The sequence below is a fragment of the Microbulbifer maximicatervae (SeqCode) genome, from assembly GCF_056232625.1.
In genome coordinates, this window is the sequence record NZ_CP174324.1 from 4,280,134 (window position 1) to 4,306,171 (window position 26,038).

Sequence of the window (26,038 nt, forward strand, 5' to 3'; positions counted from 1 at the left end):
ACTATGCGTATTTTCGCTCATACTCTGCTGGACTTACATAGCCCAATGCAGAGTGCCTACGAACCCTATTGTAGAAAATCTCAATGTATTCAAATACCGCTGATTTTGCTTGCTCTTCGCTTTCGAATGTTCCGGCATAGACCAGCTCGACTTTTAGCCTGCTAAAGAATGATTCCATTGCCGCATTATCCCAACAGTTAGCCTGGCGACTCATACTCGGCTTGCACTTACTTTCAGACAAGAGATCCTGGTATTTCTGCGATCGATATTGCACACCCCTGTCAGAGTGAACTATTAGTCCAGGCTTTATTTGTCGTCGCTCTAGGGCCATTTTCAATGCTCGATGTGTCAACTCATCGGTCATCTGGGAGTCAAATGCCCAACCTACAATACGTCGAGAGTACAGATCCATAACTACCGCGAGGTACAACCACCGCTCCAGAACCCAGATATACGTAATGTCACTGGTCCAGCGGCAATTGGGTCGATCCACATCAAAGCAACGCTTAAGTAAGTTAGCGGAGACATTAATGCCCCCCTCTACGGGCTGACTATATCGAAAGCCTTTGCCGTTTCTCGCTTTAATATGTTCCTGTTGCATAAGCTTAGCGACGTAGTTCCGCGAGCATGGCTCACCTAACTCTTGAAGCTCGCAAGCAATTCTAGGCGCGCCATAACGACCTTTAAACTCAACAAACGTCTCTCGGATTTTCTCGATTGTTCGTATCTCTCTAATCGTGCGAGCAGATGGCAATCGCCCCCGCCATCGATAATAACCCGATCTTGAGACTTCTAAACACCGACACATCAAGCTAACCGGGAATGACCCTACATGCTCTTGTATCAGCGCGTACTTTACTCTTGGTGGTTCGCAAAGTACGCAGCTGCCTTTTTTAGAAACTCAACCTCCTGACGAGCTTCATGCAGCTCCTTCTTGAGCTTGCGAACTTCAGCGCTTTCCTGTTTGGAATAGTCGACACCGTCTAAACTATTGAACTGCTTATCAGACAGTCGATTAAATTGACGACGCCAGTTGTAGATCTGCTGTGCGCTGACGCCTAGCTCTCGCGCCACAGAAGCCGTTGTTACTCCAGGCTTTTCCGCTCTCTTAACTGCTTCTCTACGGAACTCCTCCGTATACGCCTGAGTTCTTTTCTTACCCATGATACACCTCCGTGTTAGGCCTAAACCTAACTATACAGGGTGTCTACTAAACGTGGGTAAGTCTTAAAGCTAACGCCAAAGTTCAACCGGCGCGTTAGCGCTCGGTTGCAATGCCTTGTTAAGCATTTCTCTCTTCTCGTGGCCAATTATGATCAATTGCATATTGATTAGCTTCTTGAATACTATCAAATACTGGATGTGCATTATCCGCTAACCATTTGGCGAATGCATATGCATAAACTGGGTCATCATGAGCGCATGCCATCATTCCATTATATTTATTCCAGAACATAACTAGCTCTTCTTCATTTCCAAGCTTGACGACAAATGGAAAGTCATTTTCTGAGATACCTTCTAGCTCCCACATATTTTCACCATCATATTGAGAAGAAAATTCTTTTATCTCTTCTCTAGACAGGTCTTGGCCAACGTACGATGTATATTCTTCTTTCATGTGCTTAACGCCTGCCGCAGCCGCTGACAAAATGGGCGCTTGTTTTTCGGCCTTTTGCAAAACAAGTGGCCGTTTTGGCAGTCGGTTGCCGGCACTTGTTATGTGTTTTGCTGCTTAAGGTAAGAAATAATTTCATTTAGCACCCTTTGCCCCATTGTTTTAATAACAAGCTCATTTAGTTCGCCGGATAGGAACCCTGACCATGTGGTACTTGAAGCACCTGATGAATGAGCGAACCGACCTGACGTACACCAGACTTTGTGATCGGAGGAAATGTAAACCTCATATAACTCTCCACCTGGAGTGTCATTGGTCCATTCTTTTAACTTTTGAGGAGGCTTATATTTTCCCTTCTTCTTAAAAAACACAAAATTCCCTTATGACGCATAACGTTGCCAGCAAGGGCAGCCGAAGCGAAGCGTAGGCTGTCCAGCCCAGCCTCCGGCTGGGCGATCTTGCCTGGCCTGGTTATAAGCTGGCGCGTACTAAACGACCTACTTGCTCTCTGCCAGCCAACGTTGGCTGGCCACTGCCCAATATTTACGAAGAAAGAATACCGCACTTCCCCCAACCAATTTCTATCTAATTGGCACTCCGCGAAATTGCAGCGGACTGCCGGCTTCTACCGCACCTGAGCAAACACTCTAAGAACGAAACTGCTTGAATGGCAATCAGTAAAATTGCTCAACACCGGATGCTATTTAGTAGCACTAAACCTTCAGTTACCACGGAAAATCAATAAAACCGACCGCCACAATAACATTTATATAGTAATCATTCTGACCACTTTTATCATGATTGCTATTTCGAAATCAATTTTCCCGATATAACGGAAATTTTAAATAAAAATCATAGGGTTAGATGTATTTGGTGCTAAAGTGCAAACTACAAAAATGATCACTTTGACTACTATCCCAGTTTTTAACTCAACTTATAACTTACTGATTTGTAAAGTATTTTTATACATTCTATGTAAAGCTCAAAAATAACGGTCAAAATGATCATAATTACCTGAGCTGGCACTCACTAACTTGTCAGAATTATCGGAAATTTAGAAGTGTGATTAGGCCAAGGCTTCAGGATTGAGTGTTGTGAAGGGTTATATATTTTTTTGGTTTGAGTGTACTAATTGAGTATCACGCGTATTTAGTAGTTATTTGTTTTTTTCTTTGGGTGGGGGACATTCTGCTATTCCATTGACACGCTTAAAAATAAAATGAGCTTGCTATTTCTGAAAAAGCAGCTTAAGGATTAGGAAACATTGAGAAGCTATTTGGTGGGTCAGAATAATGTTGAGCGATATAGCTCTTCATTAGTCGCTTGGGCAAATATCTTGCTGTTGTGAGGGACAAACAGTTTGGTTATTAGATATTGAACTCAGGCTTTATAAAATCGGGTAAATTTAGATTTAAATACCTCATCATTTACGGCTGCAAAGAGACCTTCAACCCTGCCTCATTAAGAAACCCTTTCACCGTACTTTCAATTTGCTCGGGGCTATTCATCTGCAAAACCTGTTGCAGGAGCTGCTCAATATCAGCCCGGCTAACGGCACGCAGCGTAGCTTTTATTCGCGGTAAGTTAGTGGCGTTCATCGATAGCATATCGTAGCCCATGGCTACTAATAACAATGCACCACTAGGTTCTCCTGCTAGTTCTCCACAGATCCCTACTTTGGTACCAACGGCATGGGCTGCCGTTACGATTTCCTGCAAAGCTCGTAGGACTGCCGGGTGCAGGGCGTGGTAAATATTGGCTACGCGGCTGTTATTACGATCCACCGCGAGGAGATATTGGGTGAGGTCATTACTGCCCACTGATATAAAGTCTGCATGTACGGCGAGTTCCCGCACTTGGTAAACCGCGGAGGGTACCTCTACCATTACCCCGAGTGGGGGCATAACGATTTCGTAACCTTCCTCAAGCAGCTCCCGGTAGGCTCTTTCCACCAGTTTGCGCGCGGCTTCGAGCTCGTTTAGGCCGCTGATCATGGGGAGCATAATTCGCAGGTTATTTAGCCCCAGGCTGGCTTTCATCATGGCGCGCACTTGCGCCAGGAATATTTCCGGGTGGTCGAGAGTTACGCGAATACCGCGCCATCCCAGAAAGGGATTGGTTTCCTCGATAGGGAAATAGGCCAGTGCTTTATCGCCGCCGATATCCAAGGTGCGCATCGTGACGGGCAGGGGGGCAAAGGCTTCCAGTTGCTCCCGGTAAATTTCCCGCTGCTCTTCCTCGGAGGGGAAGCGGTCTCGCAATAGGAAAGGTACTTCGGTGCGGAAAAGTCCTACTCCTTCAGCGCCGCGCTCCAGGGAGCGAACAACATCGGCCATCAGCCCAGTATTTACCATCAGGCGAATGCGATGGCCATCGGAGGTGATTGCCGGGAGTTGAGCCAGGTGGTCCAGGTTGCGGGCCAGTTGCTGCTCTTCTGCAACAATGTCGTCGTAGCGGCGCTTGAGTTCTGCGCCGGGGTGAATATGTAAGTCGCCCCGGTAGCCATCCACCACCATATCGACACCGTCGATGGTTTCGTAAGGTAGGTCCTGGACTCCCATGACAGCGGGCAGTCCCATGGCTCGGGCAATAATAGCCACATGGCTGTTGGAGGAGCCTTTAACGGATACGGCTCCGATCAGCTTTTCCCTGGGCACTTCTGCCAATACCGCTGCGGTTAGCTCTTCGCCGATCAGGATGGTGTTATCGGGGAAGTCCCGGTCGCTCTGCTGCTGTTGCCGCAGGTGCATCAGCACTCGGGCGCCCAGGTCGCGAACATCGGCGGCCCTATCGCGAAAGTAGGAGTCGGACATGGCTTCAAAGCGCCGCACATGTTCCAACATGACTTCGGCCCAGGCCCGCTGGGCACTGAGCTGCTGTTGGATGCGATCGCATACCTCGACGGCGAGGGAGCTGTCATCCAACATGCTGATATAGGCATCGAATAGCGCCCGTTCCTCAGGGCTGAGGTCGCTCTTCAGGCGCTCACCGACTTCGCGAATTTCCTCCTGGGCAGCGCTCAGGGCCTGTTGAAACAGGGCCAATTCAGTGTCCACATCCTCGCATTCGGAGTAGGGCACTGTGCCGAGATTCGCATGCGGGGTGACAATATGTACCCGCCCGATAGCCACACCGGGGGATGCGGCAATGCCAGAGAAGTGAGTTTCCCGTTGTTGCTTGCCAATACAGGCGAGAAGACCGGTGGCCTCAGCGTGGGCGATAACGCCGGCGAGCTGCGCTGAGAGTGTGACCAGGAAAGCTTCCTCCCACTCGTCGAATCGGCGCTTCTCTTCTTGCTGCACAACCAGGACACCCAGTACGGCGCGGTGGTGAATAATCGGTGTGCCGAGAAAGGCGCTAAAGCGCTCTTCTCCTGTAGAGGGGAAATATTGGAAGGCGGGGTGGGCTTCAGCTCTTTCCAGGTTAATTGGTTCTTCGCGGGTGACTACATTGCCTACCAGTCCCTCGCCGGGGGCCAGGTGGACTTGGCCAACCGCTTTGGGGTTGAGGCCATCGGTGGCCATAAGGACATAGTTGCCGTGTTGCTTGTCGCGCAGATATACGGAGCAGACGCGGGTGTGCATGATTTCCCGCACGCGATGCACAATGATTTCGAGCACCGCGGTGAGGTTCCGGGCGGCATTTACTTCCTGAACGATACTGCGCAGAGATCCGAGCAATGGCCTGTCCTCGCCAATCAACGGAGAAATTCGATGGCCCCGGAAAATAGAATTTCGATGCTGATCGGGGCCATTTTGTGAAGATTCGCTGCTAACTACCCTATGCGGTCAGCTTTCCTGTCCGCGCAGCCAGCGTCTCTCCAGCTGTATTTGTTGTGGGGCCAGCTCGGTTAGTGCGCGCCGGTATACTTCACGCTTAAAGGTCACCACCTTACTCAGTGGATGCCAGTAGCTTACCCAGCGCCAGTGGTCGAATTCAGGTTTGTAACCATTGTCGAAGCTGATAGAGGCCTCTTCTGCCTCGAGCCTCAGCAGGTACCACTTTTGCTTTTGCCCGATGCACAGTGGTTCGGAGCGACGTCGAATCAGCCTTTGAGGCAGGCGATAACGCAGCCAGCCTCGAGTACAGGCAATCATACTGACTTGATCGCGAGTAAGGCCTACTTCCTCGTATAGTTCCCTATATAGCGCCTGTTCAGGGGTTTCGCCCGGATTAATACCACCCTGGGGAAATTGCCAGGCGTCCTTGCCACCTACCCGCCGCGCCCACAGTGCCTGACCGCGGGCGTTGAGCACGATAATACCGACATTGGGGCGGAACCCCTCGGCATCGATATTGCTGTTGCTCTCGCCACTCGTGCCCCGGTTCTTGTTACCGGCCGGGGCTTTATCATTGCGATTCGAATGCTTGGCGGGCTTACGGCGGTTCTTTCGTCCGGCCTGTGCCGGCTTGCCGTCGCCCAAAATACCATCCTCAATACTGTTGTGTGCGGCCGTGCGCTGCACTTACTTGTTCTGCATTGTTCCACAGCGGGGGGTTTACAGCAATTCAGTGACGCAGTCCGTGTGCTGTCGTGCGGCGCAAGGTAAAATTAGCGGCCGCGCAGGGGACGTTTCCGGCTTCCTGGCGGTCAAATGCTTATGGGGAACCTATAGTTATGGGAGAGTCGACGGTGCACTTGGCAATCTTTGATCTGGATAACACGCTGATAGGTGGTGATAGCGATCATGCCTGGGGCGAATTTCTGGTGGAGCGTGAACATGTCGACGGGACCCGTTACCGCTCGGCTAACGATCGCTTTTATCAAGATTACCAGCGCGGTGAATTGGATATTTTTGCCTACCTGGAATTTGCCTTGGAGCCCCTGGCTCAGCTTTCCCGTGGCCAATTGGATAACTTGCAAAGCGAGTTTATGCAGGAAGTTATCAGTGAATTGTGGCTGCCTCGGGCCCAGGAGTTAATCGGCGAACACCGCCGCAAAGGCCACCACATCATGATTATCACTGCGACCAATCGCTTTGTGGTTGAACCCATTGCCTCGCGCCTCGGTGTCGATACCCTGCTGGCCACTGAGCCAGAGGAGGATGAGGGGCGGTTCACCGGGAAGGTCGTTGGTGAACCCTGTTATCAGGGGGGGAAAGTTGTCCGGTTGCGCCAATGGCTGGCCCACAACCCGGAATACGCCAACAGTGAAAAGTGGTTCTACAGTGACTCCATCAATGATCTGCCCTTGCTGGGCGAAGTTGAGCACCCAATTGCGGTGGACCCGGATGATCGTCTGCGTGCAGAAGCTGAGGCTCGCGGCTGGCCGGTGATCAGTTTGCGGGAAGAGAGTGAGTAGGTGCTTGCCAGTATTTGTGAAATGCACAAGATGGGGAATTGAGTGAACGGATCTATTATCCAGTACCGGGCCCTGGCTGTTTTAATCGGGGCCCTGGCCGGACTTTCTGCCTGTGAGCAAAAAGCGGTAGAAAAACCGCAGCAGGTATCGCAACAAAGTATTGCGCCGCAACCTGTGAATGAAAAGGCTGCGACCGAGTTATCCCTGGCAATTTGGCAGGCGGGTGAGGCCCAGGTTATCCACGCCCATGCCGCTGTTGAAACTTTGCAGCGTGAAGTGGATGGTCTCCTGGCTCAGCCGAATGAAAACAAGTTGGAAAATGCCAGGCTCGCCTGGCTGGATGCCCACAGGGAATTTGCTGCTGCACTGCCTTATATCCAGTTGGCTTTTTCTTCGGGAGAGTTGCGCAGCCAGGGTAGAAAATTACTGTTATCAGTAGATAGTTGGCCGGCCCAGGCGGGCTACCTGGATACAGTGCCGGGTTATTCTGAGAGCGGTATCGTTAACGATACGGCCATTGATCTGACTTTAACGAACCTGCGCAAGCAGCACCGCCTGACGGCACATGAAGAGGCCAGCACCGGTTTTCACGCTTTGGAAATCATGCTCTGGGGGCCCACCAGCGAGCGGGTTGCGGAGCAGTTTTTGGCTAAGTCCGATGGGGAAAAGCCCGAGGCCCTGGCCGTCAATCGGCGTCGTGAACTAACCCGCTTGATCGTTAAAGGTGTGGAAGAGGATATGGCAGGCTTGGCCCGTCGTTGGCCGACGGCGGCCAACAGCCTTTCGCGGCCCTATCTATCCCTCGGACCGGTTGCCCGATTGCAGCAAATCCGTGCATCGCACACCCGGGTGATTGATGAGCAGCTGTTGCGCAGGTTGCCGGAGAGTTCCGAGAGCGATGTGGAAAGTAGCCGCGCTGCCGATTCAAAGCAGGCGATATTGGCAATTATGGCAACTCTCCAGTCAAACTGGATTCCCACTGGTGGGGGCGGCTTGGCGGAGCTGTTGCTGGATCGACATCAGGTGACGGCTTTAGAGCAGGCTTTTGTGGATTTCGAGAGCTTGTTGTTGCAAATGGAAGACCCGATTGAGCTGGCGGAGCTGACCCAATTGGCCCAGGCACGCAAACTTCTGGAACGTATCGCCGGGTTGATGGCAGGTACTACCCAAGTGCCAGTATCCGATCAGGATGTGATGCCGGTTAGCTTACCGGTTGATGGTGAATAAATCTTGCTCTCACAGGCATAACAAAAAACCCGGCGACTGCCGGGTTTTTTGTATCTGTTGGGTGGGGATTACCAGCGACGTACAGGGCCAGTATCCACGTGTACGAAGTTACTCTTCGGGTAGTATCCGACACCGCCCGCTTTCAGGTTGAGTGCTGCCTGGCGCAACTTCGACAGGGACACTCCCGGCATACGGATATCCAAGGCCATACCACGTGTGTGGTAACTGCGTTTCGCTACGCCTCGGCCAGCTGCGCGCAGTTTGGCATTGGTTTTAGGTGAACGGTACCCAGAGATAATCTCAATGGTGCCGTTGTAATTGAACTTCTCCTTCAGCTTGTAGACGATATCTAGAAGCTTGGGGTCCATTCGGGTCACTTCGTTGGCGCGGTGGTCACGAAGCAATTTGTTGAACTGCTTCAGGCCTCCGCTGCTGTAATCTCCGTTAGTCCAGTAGGCGGCCTCCAGCTTCTCCCCGGTGTGCAGGTTGCGCATTTTCAGGGTGCGGGAGCTACCTACTTTTGCGAAAGTCGGTCCGGCGCTGACGGCCGCCGCAGTTGCGCAGGTCACTGCCAGGAATCGACGTCTGGATGGATTCTTCATAATTCCGCCTCGTCGTTAAATCTCTCGTCGGTTTGCCTTAGTTGGCGCAACCGGGTACGGCGGAAAATGTACAAAAAATAACCAGTTGTTACAAACCTGAAGCTGCTAATTCGGAAATAATTAGATGGCCTGGGTGGTATATTTTTTCTTTTCTGCTATCTAAAACCGGAATTTTTACTGCTGATCAGTCGATGGTGCTGAATAGGTTGGAGACAGCGTTGTCATTGCACGCTAATCACTAAAAAATTATTTTTCTGCGACTTATAAGTTTTATCGGGCTGTTTCGTCAGTGTACTTGGGAGCTATCCGATCACCTCTTCGGTCATGAGCTTGATAGCCTTCTTTATTAGTGGGTGGTTTACCCATCTATATACAGAAGACAACCTAGATATAGAGAAGATAAGAGTTTGTATGTACATGTATATACATGTGACTTAGGTGCTGCTAGCGTAGTATTTCTCCGGACATTCAGCTGTTTAGGTTATCTGGCAGACTCTGGACCGCCCTATATTTGGGGGGCGTATTGATCTCGATTTCCTGGAGCCCGCCAGTAGCAGCGGGCGATAAAAAGAAACCTGGAAAAATTAGATCCGGCCAGTATTGCTACCACGGTTGTGAATATGGCAAATCTCTAATTTTTTAATGACAAGGATGTAGTTTCCAAATCAAGGCCAGGGTTTAAATAGGAATGTGAGTAGTGCTTTGAAAAATTAAATCAAACTTGCTTAGGTGGTTATTCTGATCGGTGTCTTTCAAGTTCTATTGTTTGGAGAACTTTAGCGTTATAGAGCGCTGTCAGAGAAAATGAGAACAGGCAAAATCCTTTAGCGATACTTAATATTTTTCACTTGCCGATAAGCTCCCTAATTTGGATAAGGCAGCTCTTTGTCACGATGATAAATATCAGAGCGGAATTGGGGGCGCCCATCCCTATCTATCCATGCTGTCATATAAACAATGTAAATACGGGGTGACCCCTTAACCTTTACATTCAGAGCATCATGCCCATTCGCTGCCTGTGCTACCCGAGTTCTATCCCAACCCTGGTCACGGAGAAGAAAGTACGCTAATTCTTCTGGTGCTTGTAGCCTTACGCATCCGTGACTTAATGCCCGCTGGCGAAGTTTAAACAGGCTTTGAGCTTGGGTGTCATGGAGAAAAATAGCCTGCTTATTGGGGATAACAAATTTCACTTTCCCAAGAGTATTCTCAGGGCCACTCAATTGCCTCAAAGTAGCATGCCCACCGGCTGCCTTGGCAATAGTCTCTTCTGTAATAGGGGACGATTTACCGCTGCGATATTGCACTACTCGATAACCCCGCTTGTGCATGGCTGTTGGGTTGTGTCGTGCCTTGGGCAAAAGCTCGGTGACAAGAATACTTCGGGGGACAGTCCAGGTTGGGCTGAAAACAATATTGGTTATTCGCGTGCGCATATCCGGTGTGCGCGTGCTGCTTTTTCCTACAACGGTTTTCATATCGAGAGCAACTGAACCATCTTCGATAAGCTGTAAGCGATAATCGGGCACATTAACGATTACGTAGCGATCATCCTCAGGGAGTTTTAGCTGTTCCCATCGGGATGCATTCAATTCCATTTGCTGAGCGCGCTCCATTGGAGATACGGCCAAGGCTGCAAGTGTGTCTTCATCGGCGATGCCGGTAACGTTCAACCCGTGACGCTCTTGAAAGCGCTCCACTGCAGCTTGGAGCGCACTGTCAAATCTTCGGGGGTCTTTTTGTGGGGCGGAAAGCGGCCCGGGTTGACCGTGATAATCCTTATAAATTGCCAGCAAGTTACGTAGTTGCAGGACACGAGGGCCTTTGTCTCCGGGCTGTAAAGTTTTTCCCTGGGCAATAGGTCGCCAGTTTTTCGCTAAAACTCGGTAAGCCTGAGCGGTATCGCGCAATTGCTGGGTCGAACTGATTGGCTCAATAATGATATCGGTCTGCCCAGTGAATGAGGCATTCAAAGGGCTGGCCGAGGCAATTACGAGGCTTATCAGTGCGGCGATGCCGAGCTGGAATGGGCCATTTGCCATGCTGATAACTCAGTAGTCCCTGTAGTTCTTAATCCGCTTCACTCTGTTACCTCCTATTACTGATCCCGGTTATAGATATCCGGCCGAAACTGAAGCTGCCCATTTTCATCGATCCAGGCGGTCCAGTAAGCGATATAAACCGGTAGGGGATTTTTAAGGGCAACACCATGGGTGCGACCACTTCCCAGCGCGCGATTGATGCGAGCATCACTCCACTTGTTTTGCTGGGCTAACATCATGCGAGCAAACTGCAATGGTTTTTCCAGACGAATACAACCGTGGCTAAAGGCCCTTTGTGATTTTTTAAATAAATGCTTGCTATTTGTGTCGTGTAGAAAAATGGCCTGCCGATTGGGGATAACAAACTTCACTCTTCCCAAAGCATTTCCCGGCCCGCCTTTTTGTTGCAGTGAAACTTGTCCTCGACGCACTGCGGCTACATTTCCACGAGTAAATGGTACCGATCTACCCCGATGATTCATCAGGCGATAACCTTTTGCCCTGAGGGCGGAACTGCCCTTAGGTAAAAGTTCCCGCAGCGCAATACTGGGCGGGACACGCCATACAGGATTAAATTCCAGTCGCGTCATACGGGTAGCGATTTGCGGTGTTTTGTGTTTTGGTTTTCCCACAACCACACGCATACGGAACTGCTCTTTATCGCCTTCAATTAGGCGCAAATTAAACTCCGGAACATTCACGATGATATAGCGAGGCCCTAAATCCTTGGGGAGTTGTTTCCAGCGTTCAATATTCGCTGCCAGAATTTTGGCAACTTTATCTGGAGGGGTATTGAGTCGACTCCGGGTTCCCTCATCAACCAGTGCCGTTTGTTTTAATCCGTGACGTTTCTGAAATCGTTTAACGGCCTGCTGCAGTTTTTTGTCGTAGACATCTGCTTTAGAAGTATCTGCTCCGTACTCTTCGGGATGGTGATCACCATAGAGCATTAACAGGCTTCTCAATTGCGCAACCCGGGGACTGCGACTGCCCGGTGCGATAGGTTGTCCAGCACTGAGCGGTTTCCAGTAATTACCTTGTGCCAGGGTTTGATAGCGTGCTAACGCTTCGCTGAGTAGGGAAAATTGCCTGCCCTGAGGTAAAAAAGGATCGCGACTGCCGATCAAGTCAGGTTCGACGGTATCTTTAGCTTCGGCGATTATTTGTGGTGAGTGAATGCCTACCGATATTGCTATGGCAATCGCAGCGGCACTCGCCCTGAGGGAGGTTAGTTGGTTGCGTGGCAAAAAAGCGCAAAGTGAATTGTTGGCAGCACCCATAAGTCACCCCTGCAAGCACTGAGAAATCAGTGAGATTTATCACTGTGCTCACATTGATAACTTGTGACTGATAGTCTTTAAATAATTTTCAGGAATGGTGCTGCTTAAGAAAGGCTAATTAATGGAATAACACGCTTAATAATTCCCTGGTTATAACCGGGGCGACATATAGCCGCCCCGGTTTCTTTTAAAATTGATTATCGGTCAGTCCATCTTTGCCATAAATATCCGGGCGGAAGTTCAGGTTGCCCTGACCATCGACCCAGGCAGTCCAGTAGGTGATATAAACCTTCACCAGTTGGGACATATCCACTTCTGTGGTTTCCTCTCCTGTGGTCAATTGATCGATACGCCATTGATCCCAATCCCCTTGGGGACGAAGCAGCGCTTCGGCCAAGTGGCGGGGTTTTTCCAGGCGGATACAGCCATGGCTATAGCCCCGTGTGGTCAGGGAAAAAAGTTTGCGCGCGCGCGTATCGTGCAGGTACACGTCGTGAATATTGGGGATTTCAAATTTGACACGTCCCAATATGTTTTCCTCACCGCCCATTTGGCGCATAAGGTAGGAACCCGCACCTGCAGCAGATAGGTTTTGCGGAGTCAGGGGCAGTTTTTCACCCCTGCCGCTAATCACCCGATATCCCATTTTTTCCATACCCGCTGGGTTTTTACGAGCTTTGGGGAGTATCTCATTTACCAGGATACTGCGCGGTACTGTCCAAGTGGGGTTAAAGACTACCTTGCTGACACGGGTGGTTATTTCAGGCGTTGCGTGCTTTTTCTTGCCGACGACCACATTCATCGCCAGTTTGACCTGGTCGTTTTCCACGTATTTGAGACGATACGCAGGAATATTGACCTGGATAAAGCGGCTGCCCAATTGTTCCGGCAACTCTTCGCGGCGCTTGATATTCATTTCCACAATGCGGGCGCGCGCAGCTGGGGATAAGTTCAGGCGCTTGCGAGTTGAGCGACCGACAATACCATCTGCTCTCAGGCCGTGACGTTTCTGGAAGCGCACCACCGCTTGGTGAAGGCCCCGATCGAAGCGATTGCGATCAGTGCCGCCGTAGCTGTAGTAAGACTGGTAATCACCGTATAGGGAGAGCAGGTTGCGCAGGAGGCCCACATGTGGGTGGCGTGCACCCATGGTCATGGCAGGGCCCGCCGGGATCGGACGCCAGCGACCGCTGGAGGAAATCTTGCGCAGTCGTTGCAGCTCACCGCGCAGCGCCCTTACATCGTTCCCATAGGGCCGGTTTTCCTCGTAGTAAGGCCCCTCACTGTTTTCAGATCTCACCGGTGGGGCGGCAGTATTTGGCCGCCCCTGATTGTAATAAACACGGCTGCCGGAACCTGAGCCACTATTGTTGTCCCGGTAGGAACGGTATCGACTGCGCTCATAGGTGCGAGTGCTACCGGAATAATTGCGTCCTGAGTAATTGCCGGAAGTATCCGCATTGTATTCCCGCGAGTAATAGCGGCTGCGTACATTGCTGCCGAGATTGGCTGCGCGATCATATCCGCGGAAGTACTTGCGCCCGCGGGGTTCACTGGAAGCCTGCGGTTGAGCGGTGCTGGTAGCAACCAGGCGGAAACCTTCGCTATCCCGCAGAACCGGTGTGACACCCCGACGCGGGCGGGTTTTGGGCTTGAGCCTGTCCAGCTGGGTATCTTGCGCGTAGGAGACAAAGGCATCGGTCAGTAAGATATCCAATACTGCAGCCATCTGAAGCCGTTGTGGAGTATCGCGGAGGGTGCGATCGAAGTACCCTAGGTGGTAGCGGTAGTCGACCATGCTGCTCGGATTGCCGGAGCTGGCAGCTGTGAGTTGTTTCAGCAGGTCATTGGCACTATCACTTAGGCTGTAGTTATCGAACCAAAGCAAGCGGTAATCCGTGCGCTGGTAGATCTTGCGCACAGCGGCGGGGTTAAAAATGGGGTCCTGGGCTGGCCAGGCATCAGGGTTTTCCTCTAGCCAGTGCACTAAATGAGGGCGAACAGCGTTCTCCGGTAAAACGGGTACGGTCTTCTGGTTTGCTGCGAAAGCATAATAAAGAATGAAGACACAGAGGCTACCCAGTGTCAGCAATGGAAGTACAGATTTGCGTCTACGATGCTCGGGGTTGAAATACGACATGGTACCTCAGCGATTCTGCGGGGGCCCGGTGCGATATTTTGGAAAATGCCGGGCGCCAGATCGTTCATACCTTCCCAACCTGTGGCGAGCCCATCCAGATACTCAGGGATATTATCGGTGACTCGCACGTGTCATGCGTCCCGCGCGACTTCCTTTTATTAAGACTGCTGTCGGTGTCCTGCTTGCGCGAAACTCAACCAACTTCAGTCTGTGAAAGTAAGTATGGCAATAAATGCAAAATTTGCTTGGCGCTTCATTCTTTTTAGAGTAAGGATTTGCGAATGATGAGTTTTGCGTCAAATATTTCGCTCGTGGGTGAAAAAGGGGCGTGTTTACTGGGGCTTATTTGAATATGGTGCAGAGGCTTGCACAAAAAGTTATGCACAATTTTTCTGCCATTAGTATTGAGCCCGCTTAATTGGGCGACTGGGTAGTGAAGTAGCGCAGGGGTCCATTTTCATTGCCCTGTATAAAAGTCTGCTCCCAAAGTTGGCCACACCCCCTCTGGTCGATGGTGATCACGGTACTCGCGCGGGTACCGTAGCCGCCATTGCGAAGCATTGGTTCTATCGCCGAGCTATCGGCATCAATTTGAATGAATATCGAAGAGAGTGCCCGCTCAATCTTCAGTGGTAGCCCTGTATGAGGGAGTTGTTGGTCCGGCGCGCGGGTGCGATCTTTGAGTAGTGCCAGTGCTGGCTCCACAAAGCTCTCGATTGTTACCAGTTGGTCGGCCGCAGGTATTATTTCTGCCAGCCCCACTTTGCCCCTTTCCACCTTTGGCCAGGGCTCGTCCGGCGCACCGTTGGAGATACCGTGAATGCCCGGTTCAAAAGTAAATGGCTTGTGCCGGTTCCCGGCACAGAAGAGAGTGTTTTGATTCTGAATATCAAACAGCAGGGCGTTAAAGCCTCGATATTGCTGGGATTCCAGGTAGTGGATGAAATGCTCAGGGCTAATTTGTTGGCTGAGGAATTTCTGCGGTATTTCTCCGCGGGAAAGCGCTCCTACAGGTTCCGGTGTTCCAGGCTCCCGGATATTGGTTACAGCTGCGACCCGTCCGGGGGATACGCCGGCCCAGGTTCCCTGAGCTTCAAGGTCTCTACCCGCAATTAGCCCGGTCCCGGGCCAGTGCTCCGCTGCTGCGGTTGGCCTTTGATAGAACTCATCCCGATTGGCGATCAACAGCAGAGGGTATTTCGGGTGGCATTGATAGGCGAATAGCAGTAGACACATGGGGATCTTCCCTAGGGGCAAGCTGCCCTTCCACAGCGGGGGGCTTTACGACCATAATACGCCCTTTATTAGCAATCGCGATTCCCCCATGCTGACCTATCCCGAAATTGACCCGGTAGCCTTTGCAATAGGCCCCTTAAAAGTGCACTGGTATGGGCTGATGTACTTGGCTGGCTTTGTCGCGGCCTGGTGGTTGGCATTGCGCCGAAGTGCCAAACCCTGGTCACCGGTTATTAAATCCGAAGTTGAGGACTTGATTCTCTACTGTGCCATTGGTGTCGTTATCGGTGGCCGCTTGGGGTACATGTTCTTTTATAACTTCCCCCAGTTGCTCGAAGACCCGATATCACTGATCCGGCTGTGGGAAGGAGGGATGAGCTTCCACGGCGGGCTGATAGGGGTAATGTTGGCCACGGCACTCTACGCACGCAAAATTGGTACAACCTTCCCGGCTCTAATTGATTTCGTTGCTCCTCTGGTGCCCATAGGTCTTGGGCTTGGGCGGATCGGTAATTTTATTGGCCAGGAGCTTTGGGGGCGTGAAACTGAAGGCCCTTGGGGCATGGTCTTTCCAAAGGACCCGGACCTTCTGGTCCGGCACCCATCCCAGCTGTATCAAGCCTTCCTTGAGGGGCTGGTTCTCTTTGCGCTGCTCTGGTGGTTCTCCAGTAAGCCGCGCCCTCGACTCGCGGTGGGTGGTATGTTCGTGACGCTCTACGGTGTATTCCGCTTCCTGGTGGAATTTGTCCGGGAGCCCGATGGGCATATTGGTTTTGATTTATTTGGATGGATGACACGTGGGCAGCTTTTGAGCCTGCCGATGATTATTGCCGGCATCGCATTGCTGGTGTGGAGTTATAAAACTCAGCCGCTTCCCGAGGGGAGAACTGAGCAGAAAGGTAAGAAAGCAGGGTCTTCCCGAGTTAAAGGCGGAGCATAGCAGTAGATGAAGCAGTATCTCGATCTAATGCGCCATGTGCGCGATAACGGCACCGTTAAAGGTGACCGCACCGGCACTGGTACTCTCAGTGTGTTTGGCTATCAAATGCGCTTTAATTTGGCGGAGGGTTTTCCGCTGATCACCACTAAAAAGTGCCATTTGCGCTCGATTATTCACGAACTTCTGTGGTTTTTGCAGGGGGATACCAATATCCGCTACCTCCAGGACAATAAGGTGCGGATTTGGGATGAGTGGGCGACAGAGGACGGTGATCTGGGCCCTGTATATGGCCATCAATGGCGCTCCTGGCCCACTTCGGATGGCCGCCAGATCGACCAGATTGAGCAGTTGGTACATCAGTTGAAAACCCGCCCGGACTCCCGGCGCCTGATGGTTAGCGCCTGGAACCCTGCGGATCTGCCAGATGAAGGTGTTTCACCTGCTGATAATGCCCGTGAAGGGCGCATGGCCCTGGCTCCCTGCCACGCCCTGTTCCAGTTTTATGTCGCTGACGGCAAGTTGTCCTGTCAGCTGTACCAGCGAAGCGCAGATATTTTCCTGGGGGTGCCTTTTAATATCGCCTCATACAGCCTGTTGACCCTTATGCTGGCACAGGTATGCGGTTTGAAGCCCGGCGATTTTATCCACACCTTTGGTGATGCTCACCTCTACTCCAACCATATGGAGCAGGTCGAACTGCAATTGCAGCGCGACCCTCTGCCTCTGCCACAAATGCACTTGAATCCAGATGTGAAAGATCTGTTTTCTTTCCGTTTCGAGGACTTTGAACTCAAAGGTTACGAGGCCTATCCACATATTCCGGCACCTGTAGCGGTTTAAGGAGCGGTAATGACGGTTTCAATTGCTTTGATTGCGGCGGTTGCCCGCAATGGTGCTATCGGCAAGGACAATGAGCTCCCCTGGCGTATCTCCGGCGATTTGCAGTTTTTTAAGCGGACGACTATGGGAAAGCCAGTAGTAATGGGACGAAAGACCTTTGAGTCTATTGGTCGCCCACTTCCGGGGCGCGTAAATATTGTCATTACGCGTAATGCTGACTGGGTTGCAGATGGCGTTGAGGTGGTCCAGTCTCTGGATAAAGCCTTGAGTCTGGCTCAAGAAAGCGCTAAAGACAGTGGGGCAAGCGAGGTGATGGTCATTGGTGGAGCACAAATTTACCGCCAGGCACTGCCACTGGCTGCCCGCTTATATGTCACCGAAGTTGACGCAAATATCGACGGGGATGCATACTTTCCCGACATGGATGACTCTTGGGTCGAATCGGCACGAGAGTGTTACCCGGCCTCGGACAGGAATGAGTACAACTACTCATTAGTCCAATATGACAGATTTAAATAAAAACAATTTGATCAAAAGTTGATCGATCTGTTAAATTCTCCAACAGCCTACACAAGGAAAGTCGCCGCTAATGTGTGCAAGTAACCCGGGAATGTTACCCAAGTGTTACTTTGCTACCCAAGCGGGCCGATGCTGGCAATCGGCATTTGAATAATCAAATCGGCTGTTTACAATGTGCGGCTCTTAGCTGTCTTCTAACCAATGTTTTTAAAACAAAAGGACACCGCGTTGTGGCAGCTATCTCATCGCGACCATGTTGTGAAATATTGAACCCACTGGGGGGTCTAATGAAAACCAAGCGATTCATGGCTGTGGCGCTGACCACTGCGCTGTCTGCTGGCGCGCTCTACGGCAGCGTAGCCACTGCGGATACTCTCGATAACGTACTCGCCGTCGGCCAGCAGAAAACCACTGCGGCCCAGGCATCGCAAAAGCGCATCGACAAGATTGCCGACGAAACTAGCAGCCTGCTGCAGGACTTCAAGGTGGTTAATAAAGAAATCGATGGTCTGCGCGTATACAACCGTCAGCTGGAAAAGCAGCTGGCCAACCAGCTCGAAGTTATCAACGATCTGGACGAGTCTATTGCCAACGTTACTGTTATCGAGCGTCAGATTCAGCCGCTGATCCTGCGTATGCTGGATGGCCTGGAACAGTTTATTGAGCTGGACGCACCGTTCAAGCTCGAAGAGCGTATCGCGAACCTCAACGGTGTTAAGAGCACCATGGATCGTTCGGATGTCAGTGTTGCGGAAAAATTCCGTCAGGTACTGGAGCTGTACAACTTTGAAGCGGAATATGCTCGTAAGATCGACTCTTACCGCGATACCCTGACTGTTGCCGGCCAGGAGCGTGAAGTGAGCGTTCTGCAAATCGGCCGTATCGCCCTGTTGGCTCAAACTACAGATGCTGAAATTTCCCTCGCTTACGACAAAGCGCAAAAAGCGTGGGTTGAGATCGATGCTGGTGAATACCGCCGCGCTCTCATGAACGGTCTGAAAATTGCCAAAAAGCAGGCCACTATCGACATCATGACCATGCCGATTCCGGCTCCGGAGGCAGCGCAATGAAAACCTCTTTCGCCAAACGCATTTTAGTGGCGGCAGCAGCTGGCCTGATCAGTTTCTCCGCAGTTGCACAGGAGAAGGCCTCTTCTCTGGATGACCTGCTGAAAATGGTTCAGCAATCCAAAGTTGCCGAGTCCAAAGAACACAAGCAGCGTGAAGCTGAGTTCCGCCGCCAGAAGGCCAACCAGAATGCTCTGCTGAATCAAGCTAAAAACACTCGTACCGCTGAAGAAAAGCGCTCTGCTGAACTGGAAAAGAAATACCAGGAGCAGGAAGTGGCTGTAGATCAGAAGCGTCAGCAGCTGAAAGAGCGTATGGGATCTTTGAATGAACTGTTTGGCCACATGTCCTCTACTGCAGCGGACCTGAGAGCCAATATTGGTTCCTCCCTGGTTTCTGCCCAATATCCTGGTCGTACAGAGTTCATCGACGGTCTTCTGGCCAAGATGAATACTGCTACCAAACTGCCGACTATCGAAGAGATCGAGCGTCTGTGGTTTGAAATTCAGCGTGAAACTGTTGAATCCGGCAAAATTGTTAAGTTTAACGCAACCGTGATCAAGCCAAATGGTGAACAGGTTGATCAGGAAGTGGTTCGCGTAGGTAACTTCAATCTGGTTTCCAATGGTAAATACCTGGAAATGAACAATGCCTACAAAATGGCTGAGCTGATCCGTCAGCCGGACGCCAAGTTCCAAGGCATGGCTGAAGCTCTGCAAAGCTCTACCGGTGGTTTCAGTGCCTTCGGTGTAGACCCGACTGGTCCTACCGGTGGCTCCTACCTGAAAGCTATGATCAATAGCCCGGACATCGTAGAGCGTTGGCACCAAGGTGACATCGTTGGCTACATCATTACTGCTGTTGGTGTTTTCGCGATGCTGCTGGCTATCTTCCGTCTGATTGTTCTGACTGGCGTCGGCGCTAAAGTGAATGCTCAGCTGCGTTCCTCTACTCCGAACACCAATAACCCGCTGGGTCGTGTACTGGCTGTTGCGGAAGAGAACAAAGGTGTAGACGGCGAAACTCTCGAGCTGAAGATGGAAGAAGCAGTACTGAAGGAGCGCCCGGCAATCGAATCCGGCCTCAACCTGCTGAAGATCATCGCGATGGTTGCTCCGCTGCTGGGTCTGCTGGGTACCGTTACCGGTATGATCGTAACCTTCCAGGCGATCACTATCTTTGGTGCGGGCGATCCTAAGGCAATGGCCGGCGGTATTTCCTCAGCCCTGATCACCACTGTTCTCGGTCTGTGTGTTGCTATCCCGACTGTATTGATGCACACCATTGTAAATGCCCGTGCCAAGCGTGTTCTGCATATTCTTGAAGAGCAGAGTGCCGGTATCGTGGCAGAAAACGCCGAGCGCAAATAAGAGGAGGCGGCAACATGCACGCATTAATCGACGCATGGGCCGCCGTCAACGCCTTTATGGCGTCGGGCGGGCCAGTACTGTTCCTGATCGCCGGCCTGACCTTCTTTATGTGGACGCTGATTTTTGAACGTGTTTTCTACTTTAACAAAGGGTTGAAAAGTGACGTTCAGGGTGCGGTAGACCAATGGGAGGGGCGCGGTGAGCGCAAATCCTGGGCTTCGCACCAGATCCGTTATGCAATGATTTCCCGGGTATCCGAGAAAATTCAGGACAATATGGACATGATCCAAGCCTGTGTCGCCCTGGCCCCTCTGTTTGGGTTGTTGGGTACGGTTTGGGGCATGATCAACGTGTTCGATGTTCTCGCGATTACAGGTGGCGGTGACGCTAAGCAGATGGCCAGTGGTGTATCCATGGCAACTATCCCAACAATGGCGGGTATGGTTGCGGCCCTGTCAGGCGTATTTGCCAACACTTATCTAGCCCGTAAAGCTGAGCGTGAAACCCAGCTGCTGGAAGATCATCTGACAATGGATCACTAAGCATACACCAGCGAATAACTCCGTTTATTTGCTGTGAAGGTTTAGCCAAGCCAGATACTTTTGCCGGGGGCTCCCTGAGTCCCCGCTGGAAAAGTTCGCTAAGAGAGTTGCTATGAGCAAAAGACAAAATACGGCAGAAGAAGAAGCCGGCGCAATTGACCTCACGCCCATGCTGGACGTGGTGTTTATCATGCTGATCTTCTTTATCGTCACCGCGACCTTTATTAAGGAGCCAGGTGCTGATGTTGAGAAGCCGGAAGCGACAACCGCTGAACTCAAGGCCGCCTCTATCTTGGTAGCGATCAACGACAGTGACGAGGTTTGGATTGCTAAAGAGAAGGTTGATGAGCGCCAGGTAAGAATTGTCCTGGAGCGTCTCTACTCGGAAAACCCGAAAGGGTGGTTGGTAATTCAGCCCGATAAGGGAGCAAGCATTGAGAAGATTGCCCTGATTGCGGAAGCAGCCAGGAAGATTGGTATCAAGAAAGTTTCCGTCGCTACAGAGAAGAGTTAACAGCTATGAATCCGGTAAGACTTCTTGGGGCAGGTACATTGGCGGTAGCCACGACCTTTGGCCTCATCTTCACCATGCATCAGCTGATTGCAGCAAACATGAAAGCTCCTGAAGAAAAGGACACTTTCAAAGTTGCCGATGTGGTGATGCCTGATACGAAGATTGAAACACAGTACGACACCGCCAAGCCGGTAAAACCAGACGAGCCAGACACTCCGCCGCCGGAGATGCCGGAGCCTGACTTCGAGGAACCGAATATTGATGGCAACATCAGTATTGCTGCTCCCAAAGCGGGTGGTGATGTCAAACTGTCTGGCTTTAGTTTTGGCGAGGGTGATTACCTGCCGATCGTTAAAGTACAGCCGCAATATCCTCGTCGTGCTCAGCAGCGTGGTATAGAAGGCTATGTAATCGTTGAATACACCGTAACGACTAATGGCTCTGTACGTGATCCGATAGTGATTGAGGCGTTTACGCTGAAGGGTAAACCCACAACTGTTTTCAATCGTGCAGCTTTGAAGTCCGCGTTGAAGTACAAGTACAAGCCGCGGGTAGTCGATGGCAAGCCGACCGAAGTTCCTAATGTTAGAACTAAGATCAGCTTTAACATGGCTAAGGACTAAAGAGGGGGAAGCACTATGAAGTTGACGACCATCACTAAAGGTTTGTCCAAGTTCGCTCTGCGCACGTCAGTAGCGCTACCCTTGGTTCTGGCACCGACGGTCAGCGTTACCGTGCTCGACGCGGTAGGAGTGTCTGCTCCTTTCGCTTCTGCACAGGCGCAGGAACAGAAAAAGCCGAGTAAGCAAAAGACTCGTAAAGTTCCGGCAATGCGCGAAGCTGCGTATAAGAAGCTGGAAAAAGCCCAAGAAGCTGCTGATGCAGAGGATTGGCCGGCTGCACTTGTAGCGCTGAAAGAAATGGATGAGGCTAAGAAGCGCTTCAACGGCTATGAAATTGCCCAGATGTATAACTTCTTCGGTGTTGTTTACTACAGCACTGAGCGTTACAAGGAGGCGATTCCCTATTTTAAAAAGGTGCTAGACCAGGGTGAAAAAAACCTGCCGGTGGCTTTGGAAGTAGGAACTTTGTTTACACTGGCTCAGCTCTATTTTGTCACTGAGGATTACAAGCAGGCGATTAACTACCTGAACCAATGGTTTAAGGTCTCTGATCGTATTACTGCTGATTCCTACGCTTTACGTGCCCAGGCTTATAACCAGGTTGGCAACCAGGCTAAGGCTCTCTCGGATATCAATGTAGCGGTATCCATGTATGAAAAAGAGGGCAAGACACCTAAAGAAGCATGGTATGGATTACAGCAATATGTTTATTTCGAGCGAAGCGATCACAAAAATGTAGCCGGAGTCTTGGAAAAACTGGTGCAGTACTATCCAAAGCCTGTGTACTACAAAACACTGGCGGCGATGTATGGCGAGTTGAAGCGCGAGAAGGACCAGCTGCATATGATGGAAGCAGCCTACCTTGCCGGTGCTTTGGAAAAGGATAGAGACCTATTGAATATGGGTTATCTCTTTATGGGGCATGAAATGCCTTATAAAGGGGCTAAGGTGATAGCTAAGGGTATTCAAGAGAAGAAGATCCCACGTACAGCTAAAAACCTGGAAACCCTAGCTCAGGCCTACCAGATGGCACAAGAACTTCAGAAAGCTATTCCGCAGCTGGAAGCAGCAGCTCAGCTTTCTGATAAAGGTGAGATTTACTCGCGCCTTGCTGGTATCTACCTAGATCTGGATCAGAACGAAAAAGCCATTACCATGGGTAAAAAAGCCATGGCTAAAGGTGGCGTTAAGCGTATTGATCAACTGCAAATTGTTATGGGTATGGCCAATGCCAACCTGAAGCGCTATGACTCAGCCTTGAAGAGCTTCAAGCTTGCACTGAAAAGTGAGAGATCTGAGAAAATGGCTAGGCAGTGGATTACCTTTATCGAAGGTGAACAGAAACGTGAGAAGCAGTTGGCAATTTAAAGCTAATTAACTTTTTAAGTTTCAAAAAAGCCGCGCAGTAATGCGCGGCTTTTTTTATGCTTCTTTCTCTTCTCACGGCAATACAAAATTTTGAGACAACCTGTATTAACAGACTATTTGCATTTTTTTGTAAATTGGCTAATGATTAATGGTAGCTGATCAGCTTTTCCATTTTCGGCATATGAATGCCGCTTATCGCACCCTAACAATAATAGGAGAGGTGTTATGGACAGAGCTTGCCAGTCGATTTCCAACCCCTTATTTTTCCCCCCACATTTACTCGCGGGTTACACAAAGAGCCTGGGTTTTGCCGCTGCAATCACAGTTGGATTGATCTTTTTGATGAGTCAACTAGTAGCTACTGATATCGAGGAGCCCAAACTCAGCCTGTTGCCTGCGATAAAACCGGTACATATGCCAAAAAAAGAGATTGTTACCCAAACTTATGAGGAGCCTACACCGCCACAAGCTGTGCTGGAGCAGCCGACGATGCGGGTTGAGGAAACTGAGGTAACACCGGTTACGATGAAAGTAGTGATTGGTACGCCCACTCCTGTCACTTCTACTGGGGTGCAAATATCGCGCGACCCCTTACCAGTTTATAAAGCTAAACCACGATACCCCAATGCGGCACTACGCAGGGGGATAGAGGGGTATGCCGTTGTAGAATTTACGGTAACCAAAACGGGGGCGGTACGTGATGCTCGTGTGGTTGGGGGCTATGACTCTAATGGTAACCCCACGAGCGTATTTGATCGCTCCGCTGTAGCCGCGGCAGAACGGTTTAAGTATCGACCCCAAATGGAGAATGGCCAGCCAGTGGAGCGCTACGGGGTACGCAATCGAATCAGTTACAAAATAGCGGAATAAAAAAACGGCCCTTTGGGGCCGTTTTGTTTAGAATAGTTTTAATCAGTCAATTTCCCTCACCGCCCCGCGGTCTGCACTGGTGGCAAGCATGGCATAGGCTCTCAGTGCTTTGCTGACTTTACGAGGGCGCTTTTCTATGGGCTTCCATCCATTGGGGTTTTCTTCCATTTCTCGGCGCCGCTTATCGAGTTCACTTTCCTCAATAGCGATTTCAATTTTCCTCGCTGGAATATCAATGCGTATTAGATCGCCATTGCGCACCAGAGCGATGTTACCTCCAGACGCCGCCTCCGGTGAAACATGTCCAATAGAGAGGCCTGAAGTACCGCCTGAGAAGCGGCCATCGGTAATCAATGCGCAGTGCTCACCGAGTCCCTTGGACTTTAAATAACTGGTGGGGTAGAGCATCTCCTGCATTCCAGGTCCGCCTTTAGGACCCTCATAGCGGACGATAACAGCCTCGCCTTTACTGACCTTCCCTTCGAGGATATTGGAAACCGCCTCTTCCTGGCTTTCTACTACATGGGCGGGGCCTTCGAATTTCCACAGCGACTCATCGACGCCGGAAGTCTTCACTACACAGCCATTGGGGGCCAGGTTACCAAAGAGAACGGCGAGCCCTCCCTCAGAGGAGTAGGCGTGCTCCGCAGAACGGATACAGCCACGCTGGCGGTCTGCATCTAAAGTGGACCAGCGGCATTCCTGGCTGAAAGCCGTTTGGGTGGGAATGCCTGCGGGTCCCGCGCGATAGAATTCCAGTACAGATTGGTCGTCTGTGCGGCAAATATCCCAGCGCGCCAGGGCATCGGCGAGCGAACCACCGTAGGCGGTTGGCAGTGTGGAGTCGATAAGACCTGCGGCCTCCAGCTCCCCAAGGATAGCCATTACACCACCGGCGCGGTGTACATCTTCTATATGGTATTTCTCGGTATTGGGGGCAACCTTGCACAGTTGTGGAACCTCACGGGAGAGGCTGTCGATATCTTCCAGGGTAAAGTCAATCTCACCCTCCTGAGCAGTTGCCAGCAGGTGCAGGATGGTATTTGTGGAGCCTCCCATGGCGATATCGAGTGCCATGGCATTGCGGAAGGCTGTGCGGTTGGCAATATTGCGTGGCAGGGCAGTCTCGTCATCCTGCTCATAATAGCGCTTGGTCAGGGTTACGATCTCTCGGCCAGCGCGCAGGAATAGCTCCTTGCGGTCGGCGTGAGTCGCCAGCATTGTGCCGTTACCAGGGAGTGAAAGCCCCAGGGCCTCGGTCAGGCAGTTCATGGAGTTCGCTGTAAACATACCTGAGCAGGAGCCACAGGTCGGGCAGGCAGAGCGCTCATACTCAGCAACTTCCTCGTCGGAGGCCGTATCTGTAGCGGCGATCACCATAGCATCTACTAAGTCGAGCTTGTGGTCAGCCAGCTTGGTTTTGCCGGCCTCCATGGGGCCACCGGAGACAAAGATAACTGGAATGTTCAGGCGCATGGCGGCCATCATCATTCCCGGTGTGATCTTGTCACAGTTGGAGATACAAACCAGGGCGTCGGCACAGTGGGCATTGACCATGTACTCCACTGAGTCAGCGATAATTTCGCGGCTGGGCAGGCTATAGAGCATGCCGTCGTGACCCATTGCGATACCGTCATCCACAGCGATCGTATTGAACTCCTTGGCCACGCCGCCGGCGCGTTCAATCTCCCTTGCGACAAGCTGACCCATATCTTTTAGGTGTACGTGTCCAGGGACAAACTGGGTAAAAGAGTTTGCGATGGCAATGATTGGCTTATGGAAGTCCTCGTCCGTCATACCGGTGGCACGCCACAAGGCGCGGGCTCCGGCCATATTGCGACCGGCGGTAGAGGTGCGGGAGCGGTATTGGGGCATAGTCACAGATTCCAGCTGGCAACAATGAATGCGCCAGCTTAACAAAAAATGGACTTTCCTGGGATG

23 protein-coding genes are annotated in these 26,038 nt (G+C 51.2%); 12 read left to right on the plus strand and 11 right to left on the minus strand.

What is annotated here, in order from left to right; all coding sequences use genetic code 11:
* Nucleotide 1: 1 nt before the first annotated feature.
* The 5 genes from ACJJI6_RS18825 to ACJJI6_RS18845 all read right to left on the minus strand — a co-directional run bounded on the left by ACJJI6_RS18825 (nt 2) and on the right by ACJJI6_RS18845 (nt 5,910).
* The gene (locus ACJJI6_RS18825; RefSeq protein WP_475713471.1) at nt 2-847 is read right to left on the minus strand and encodes an IS3 family transposase; all 846 of its coding nucleotides are present in this window, start codon (nt 845-847) and stop codon (nt 2-4) included.
* Between the two features lie 8 nt (nt 848-855).
* Nucleotides 856-1,164, minus strand: a complete 309-nt coding sequence (locus tag ACJJI6_RS18830) for a transposase (RefSeq protein WP_444926030.1) — start codon at nt 1,162-1,164, stop codon at nt 856-858.
* A gap of 118 nt (nt 1,165-1,282) precedes the next feature.
* The gene (locus ACJJI6_RS18835) at nt 1,283-1,678 is read right to left on the minus strand and encodes a hypothetical protein (RefSeq protein ID WP_475711664.1); all 396 of its coding nucleotides are present in this window, start codon (nt 1,676-1,678) and stop codon (nt 1,283-1,285) included.
* A gap of 1,364 nt (nt 1,679-3,042) precedes the next feature.
* Nucleotides 3,043-5,295 carry a phosphoenolpyruvate--protein phosphotransferase gene (gene ptsP / locus ACJJI6_RS18840; protein ID WP_444907053.1) on the minus strand — a complete coding sequence of 751 codons (2,253 nt, stop codon included), beginning with the start codon at nt 5,293-5,295 and terminating at the stop codon, nt 3,043-3,045.
* Nucleotides 5,296-5,403: 108 nt separating this feature from the next.
* On the minus strand, nt 5,404-5,910 hold the full coding sequence (locus ACJJI6_RS18845) for an RNA pyrophosphohydrolase (protein WP_413665896.1): 507 nt from the start codon (nt 5,908-5,910) through the stop codon (nt 5,404-5,406).
* A 338-nt stretch (nt 5,911-6,248) separates the two neighbouring features.
* Between ACJJI6_RS18845 and ACJJI6_RS18850 the strand changes: the two genes are divergently transcribed.
* Entirely contained in the window at nt 6,249-6,917 is a 669-nt protein-coding gene (locus ACJJI6_RS18850) for a histidinol-phosphatase (RefSeq protein WP_413665895.1), read from the plus strand.
* 42 nt (nt 6,918-6,959) lie between these two features.
* Nucleotides 6,960-8,144: an imelysin family protein gene (locus ACJJI6_RS18855; protein WP_413663580.1), complete on the plus strand. Its 1,185-nt coding sequence runs from the start codon at nt 6,960-6,962 to the stop codon at nt 8,142-8,144.
* A gap of 68 nt (nt 8,145-8,212) precedes the next feature.
* Here ACJJI6_RS18855 and mepK read toward each other — a convergent pair whose 3' ends face one another.
* The 5 genes from mepK to ACJJI6_RS18880 all read right to left on the minus strand — a co-directional run bounded on the left by mepK (nt 8,213) and on the right by ACJJI6_RS18880 (nt 15,444).
* Nucleotides 8,213-8,746, minus strand: coding sequence for a peptidoglycan L,D-endopeptidase MepK (gene mepK / locus ACJJI6_RS18860; RefSeq protein WP_282930973.1), 534 nt, complete (start codon nt 8,744-8,746; stop codon nt 8,213-8,215).
* 863 nt (nt 8,747-9,609) lie between these two features.
* On the minus strand, nt 9,610-10,788 hold the full coding sequence (locus ACJJI6_RS18865; RefSeq protein ID WP_475711666.1) for a L,D-transpeptidase family protein: 1,179 nt from the start codon (nt 10,786-10,788) through the stop codon (nt 9,610-9,612).
* Nucleotides 10,789-10,844: 56 nt separating this feature from the next.
* The gene (locus ACJJI6_RS18870; RefSeq protein WP_475711668.1) at nt 10,845-12,068 is read right to left on the minus strand and encodes a L,D-transpeptidase family protein; all 1,224 of its coding nucleotides are present in this window, start codon (nt 12,066-12,068) and stop codon (nt 10,845-10,847) included.
* 187 nt (nt 12,069-12,255) lie between these two features.
* A complete protein-coding gene (locus ACJJI6_RS18875; protein WP_444918409.1) occupies nt 12,256-14,208 on the minus strand; it encodes a L,D-transpeptidase family protein in 1,953 nt (650 codons plus the stop codon).
* 414 nt (nt 14,209-14,622) lie between these two features.
* Entirely contained in the window at nt 14,623-15,444 is an 822-nt protein-coding gene (locus ACJJI6_RS18880) for an NRDE family protein (RefSeq protein WP_475711670.1), read from the minus strand.
* Between the two features lie 88 nt (nt 15,445-15,532).
* Here ACJJI6_RS18880 and lgt point away from each other — a divergent pair, with 88 nt between their 5' ends.
* From lgt to ACJJI6_RS18930, 10 genes are all read left to right on the plus strand, one after another.
* The gene (gene lgt / locus ACJJI6_RS18885; RefSeq protein ID WP_413665894.1) at nt 15,533-16,384 is read left to right on the plus strand and encodes a prolipoprotein diacylglyceryl transferase; all 852 of its coding nucleotides are present in this window, start codon (nt 15,533-15,535) and stop codon (nt 16,382-16,384) included.
* Nucleotides 16,385-16,390: 6 nt separating this feature from the next.
* On the plus strand, nt 16,391-17,224 hold the full coding sequence (locus ACJJI6_RS18890; protein ID WP_444915340.1) for a thymidylate synthase: 834 nt from the start codon (nt 16,391-16,393) through the stop codon (nt 17,222-17,224).
* 9 nt (nt 17,225-17,233) lie between these two features.
* Nucleotides 17,234-17,743: a dihydrofolate reductase gene (locus ACJJI6_RS18895; protein ID WP_444895886.1), complete on the plus strand. Its 510-nt coding sequence runs from the start codon at nt 17,234-17,236 to the stop codon at nt 17,741-17,743.
* 287 nt (nt 17,744-18,030) lie between these two features.
* A complete protein-coding gene (locus ACJJI6_RS18900; protein WP_444895887.1) occupies nt 18,031-18,813 on the plus strand; it encodes a DUF3450 domain-containing protein in 783 nt (260 codons plus the stop codon).
* Nucleotides 18,810-20,180: a MotA/TolQ/ExbB proton channel family protein gene (locus ACJJI6_RS18905; RefSeq protein WP_475711672.1), complete on the plus strand. Its 1,371-nt coding sequence runs from the start codon at nt 18,810-18,812 to the stop codon at nt 20,178-20,180. The genes ACJJI6_RS18900 and ACJJI6_RS18905 overlap by 4 nt, the downstream gene beginning before the upstream one ends.
* 14 nt (nt 20,181-20,194) lie before the next feature.
* The gene (locus tag ACJJI6_RS18910; RefSeq protein WP_108734755.1) at nt 20,195-20,722 is read left to right on the plus strand and encodes a MotA/TolQ/ExbB proton channel family protein; all 528 of its coding nucleotides are present in this window, start codon (nt 20,195-20,197) and stop codon (nt 20,720-20,722) included.
* Between the two features lie 112 nt (nt 20,723-20,834).
* Nucleotides 20,835-21,236: an ExbD/TolR family protein gene (locus ACJJI6_RS18915; protein ID WP_108734754.1), complete on the plus strand. Its 402-nt coding sequence runs from the start codon at nt 20,835-20,837 to the stop codon at nt 21,234-21,236.
* 5 nt (nt 21,237-21,241) lie between these two features.
* Nucleotides 21,242-21,859, plus strand: coding sequence for an energy transducer TonB (locus ACJJI6_RS18920; RefSeq protein WP_475711674.1), 618 nt, complete (start codon nt 21,242-21,244; stop codon nt 21,857-21,859).
* A 15-nt stretch (nt 21,860-21,874) separates the two neighbouring features.
* A complete protein-coding gene (locus ACJJI6_RS18925) occupies nt 21,875-23,227 on the plus strand; it encodes a tetratricopeptide repeat protein (RefSeq protein ID WP_475711676.1) in 1,353 nt (450 codons plus the stop codon).
* Nucleotides 23,228-23,452: 225 nt separating this feature from the next.
* Nucleotides 23,453-24,097: a TonB family protein gene (locus tag ACJJI6_RS18930; RefSeq protein WP_475711678.1), complete on the plus strand. Its 645-nt coding sequence runs from the start codon at nt 23,453-23,455 to the stop codon at nt 24,095-24,097.
* Between the two features lie 42 nt (nt 24,098-24,139).
* Here the strand turns inward: ACJJI6_RS18930 and ilvD are convergent, their stop codons facing one another.
* Complete coding sequence (gene ilvD / locus ACJJI6_RS18935; protein ID WP_475711680.1) at nt 24,140-25,972, minus strand: dihydroxy-acid dehydratase; 1,833 nt, start codon at nt 25,970-25,972, stop codon at nt 24,140-24,142.
* Between the last annotated feature and the right edge of the window lie 66 nt (nt 25,973-26,038).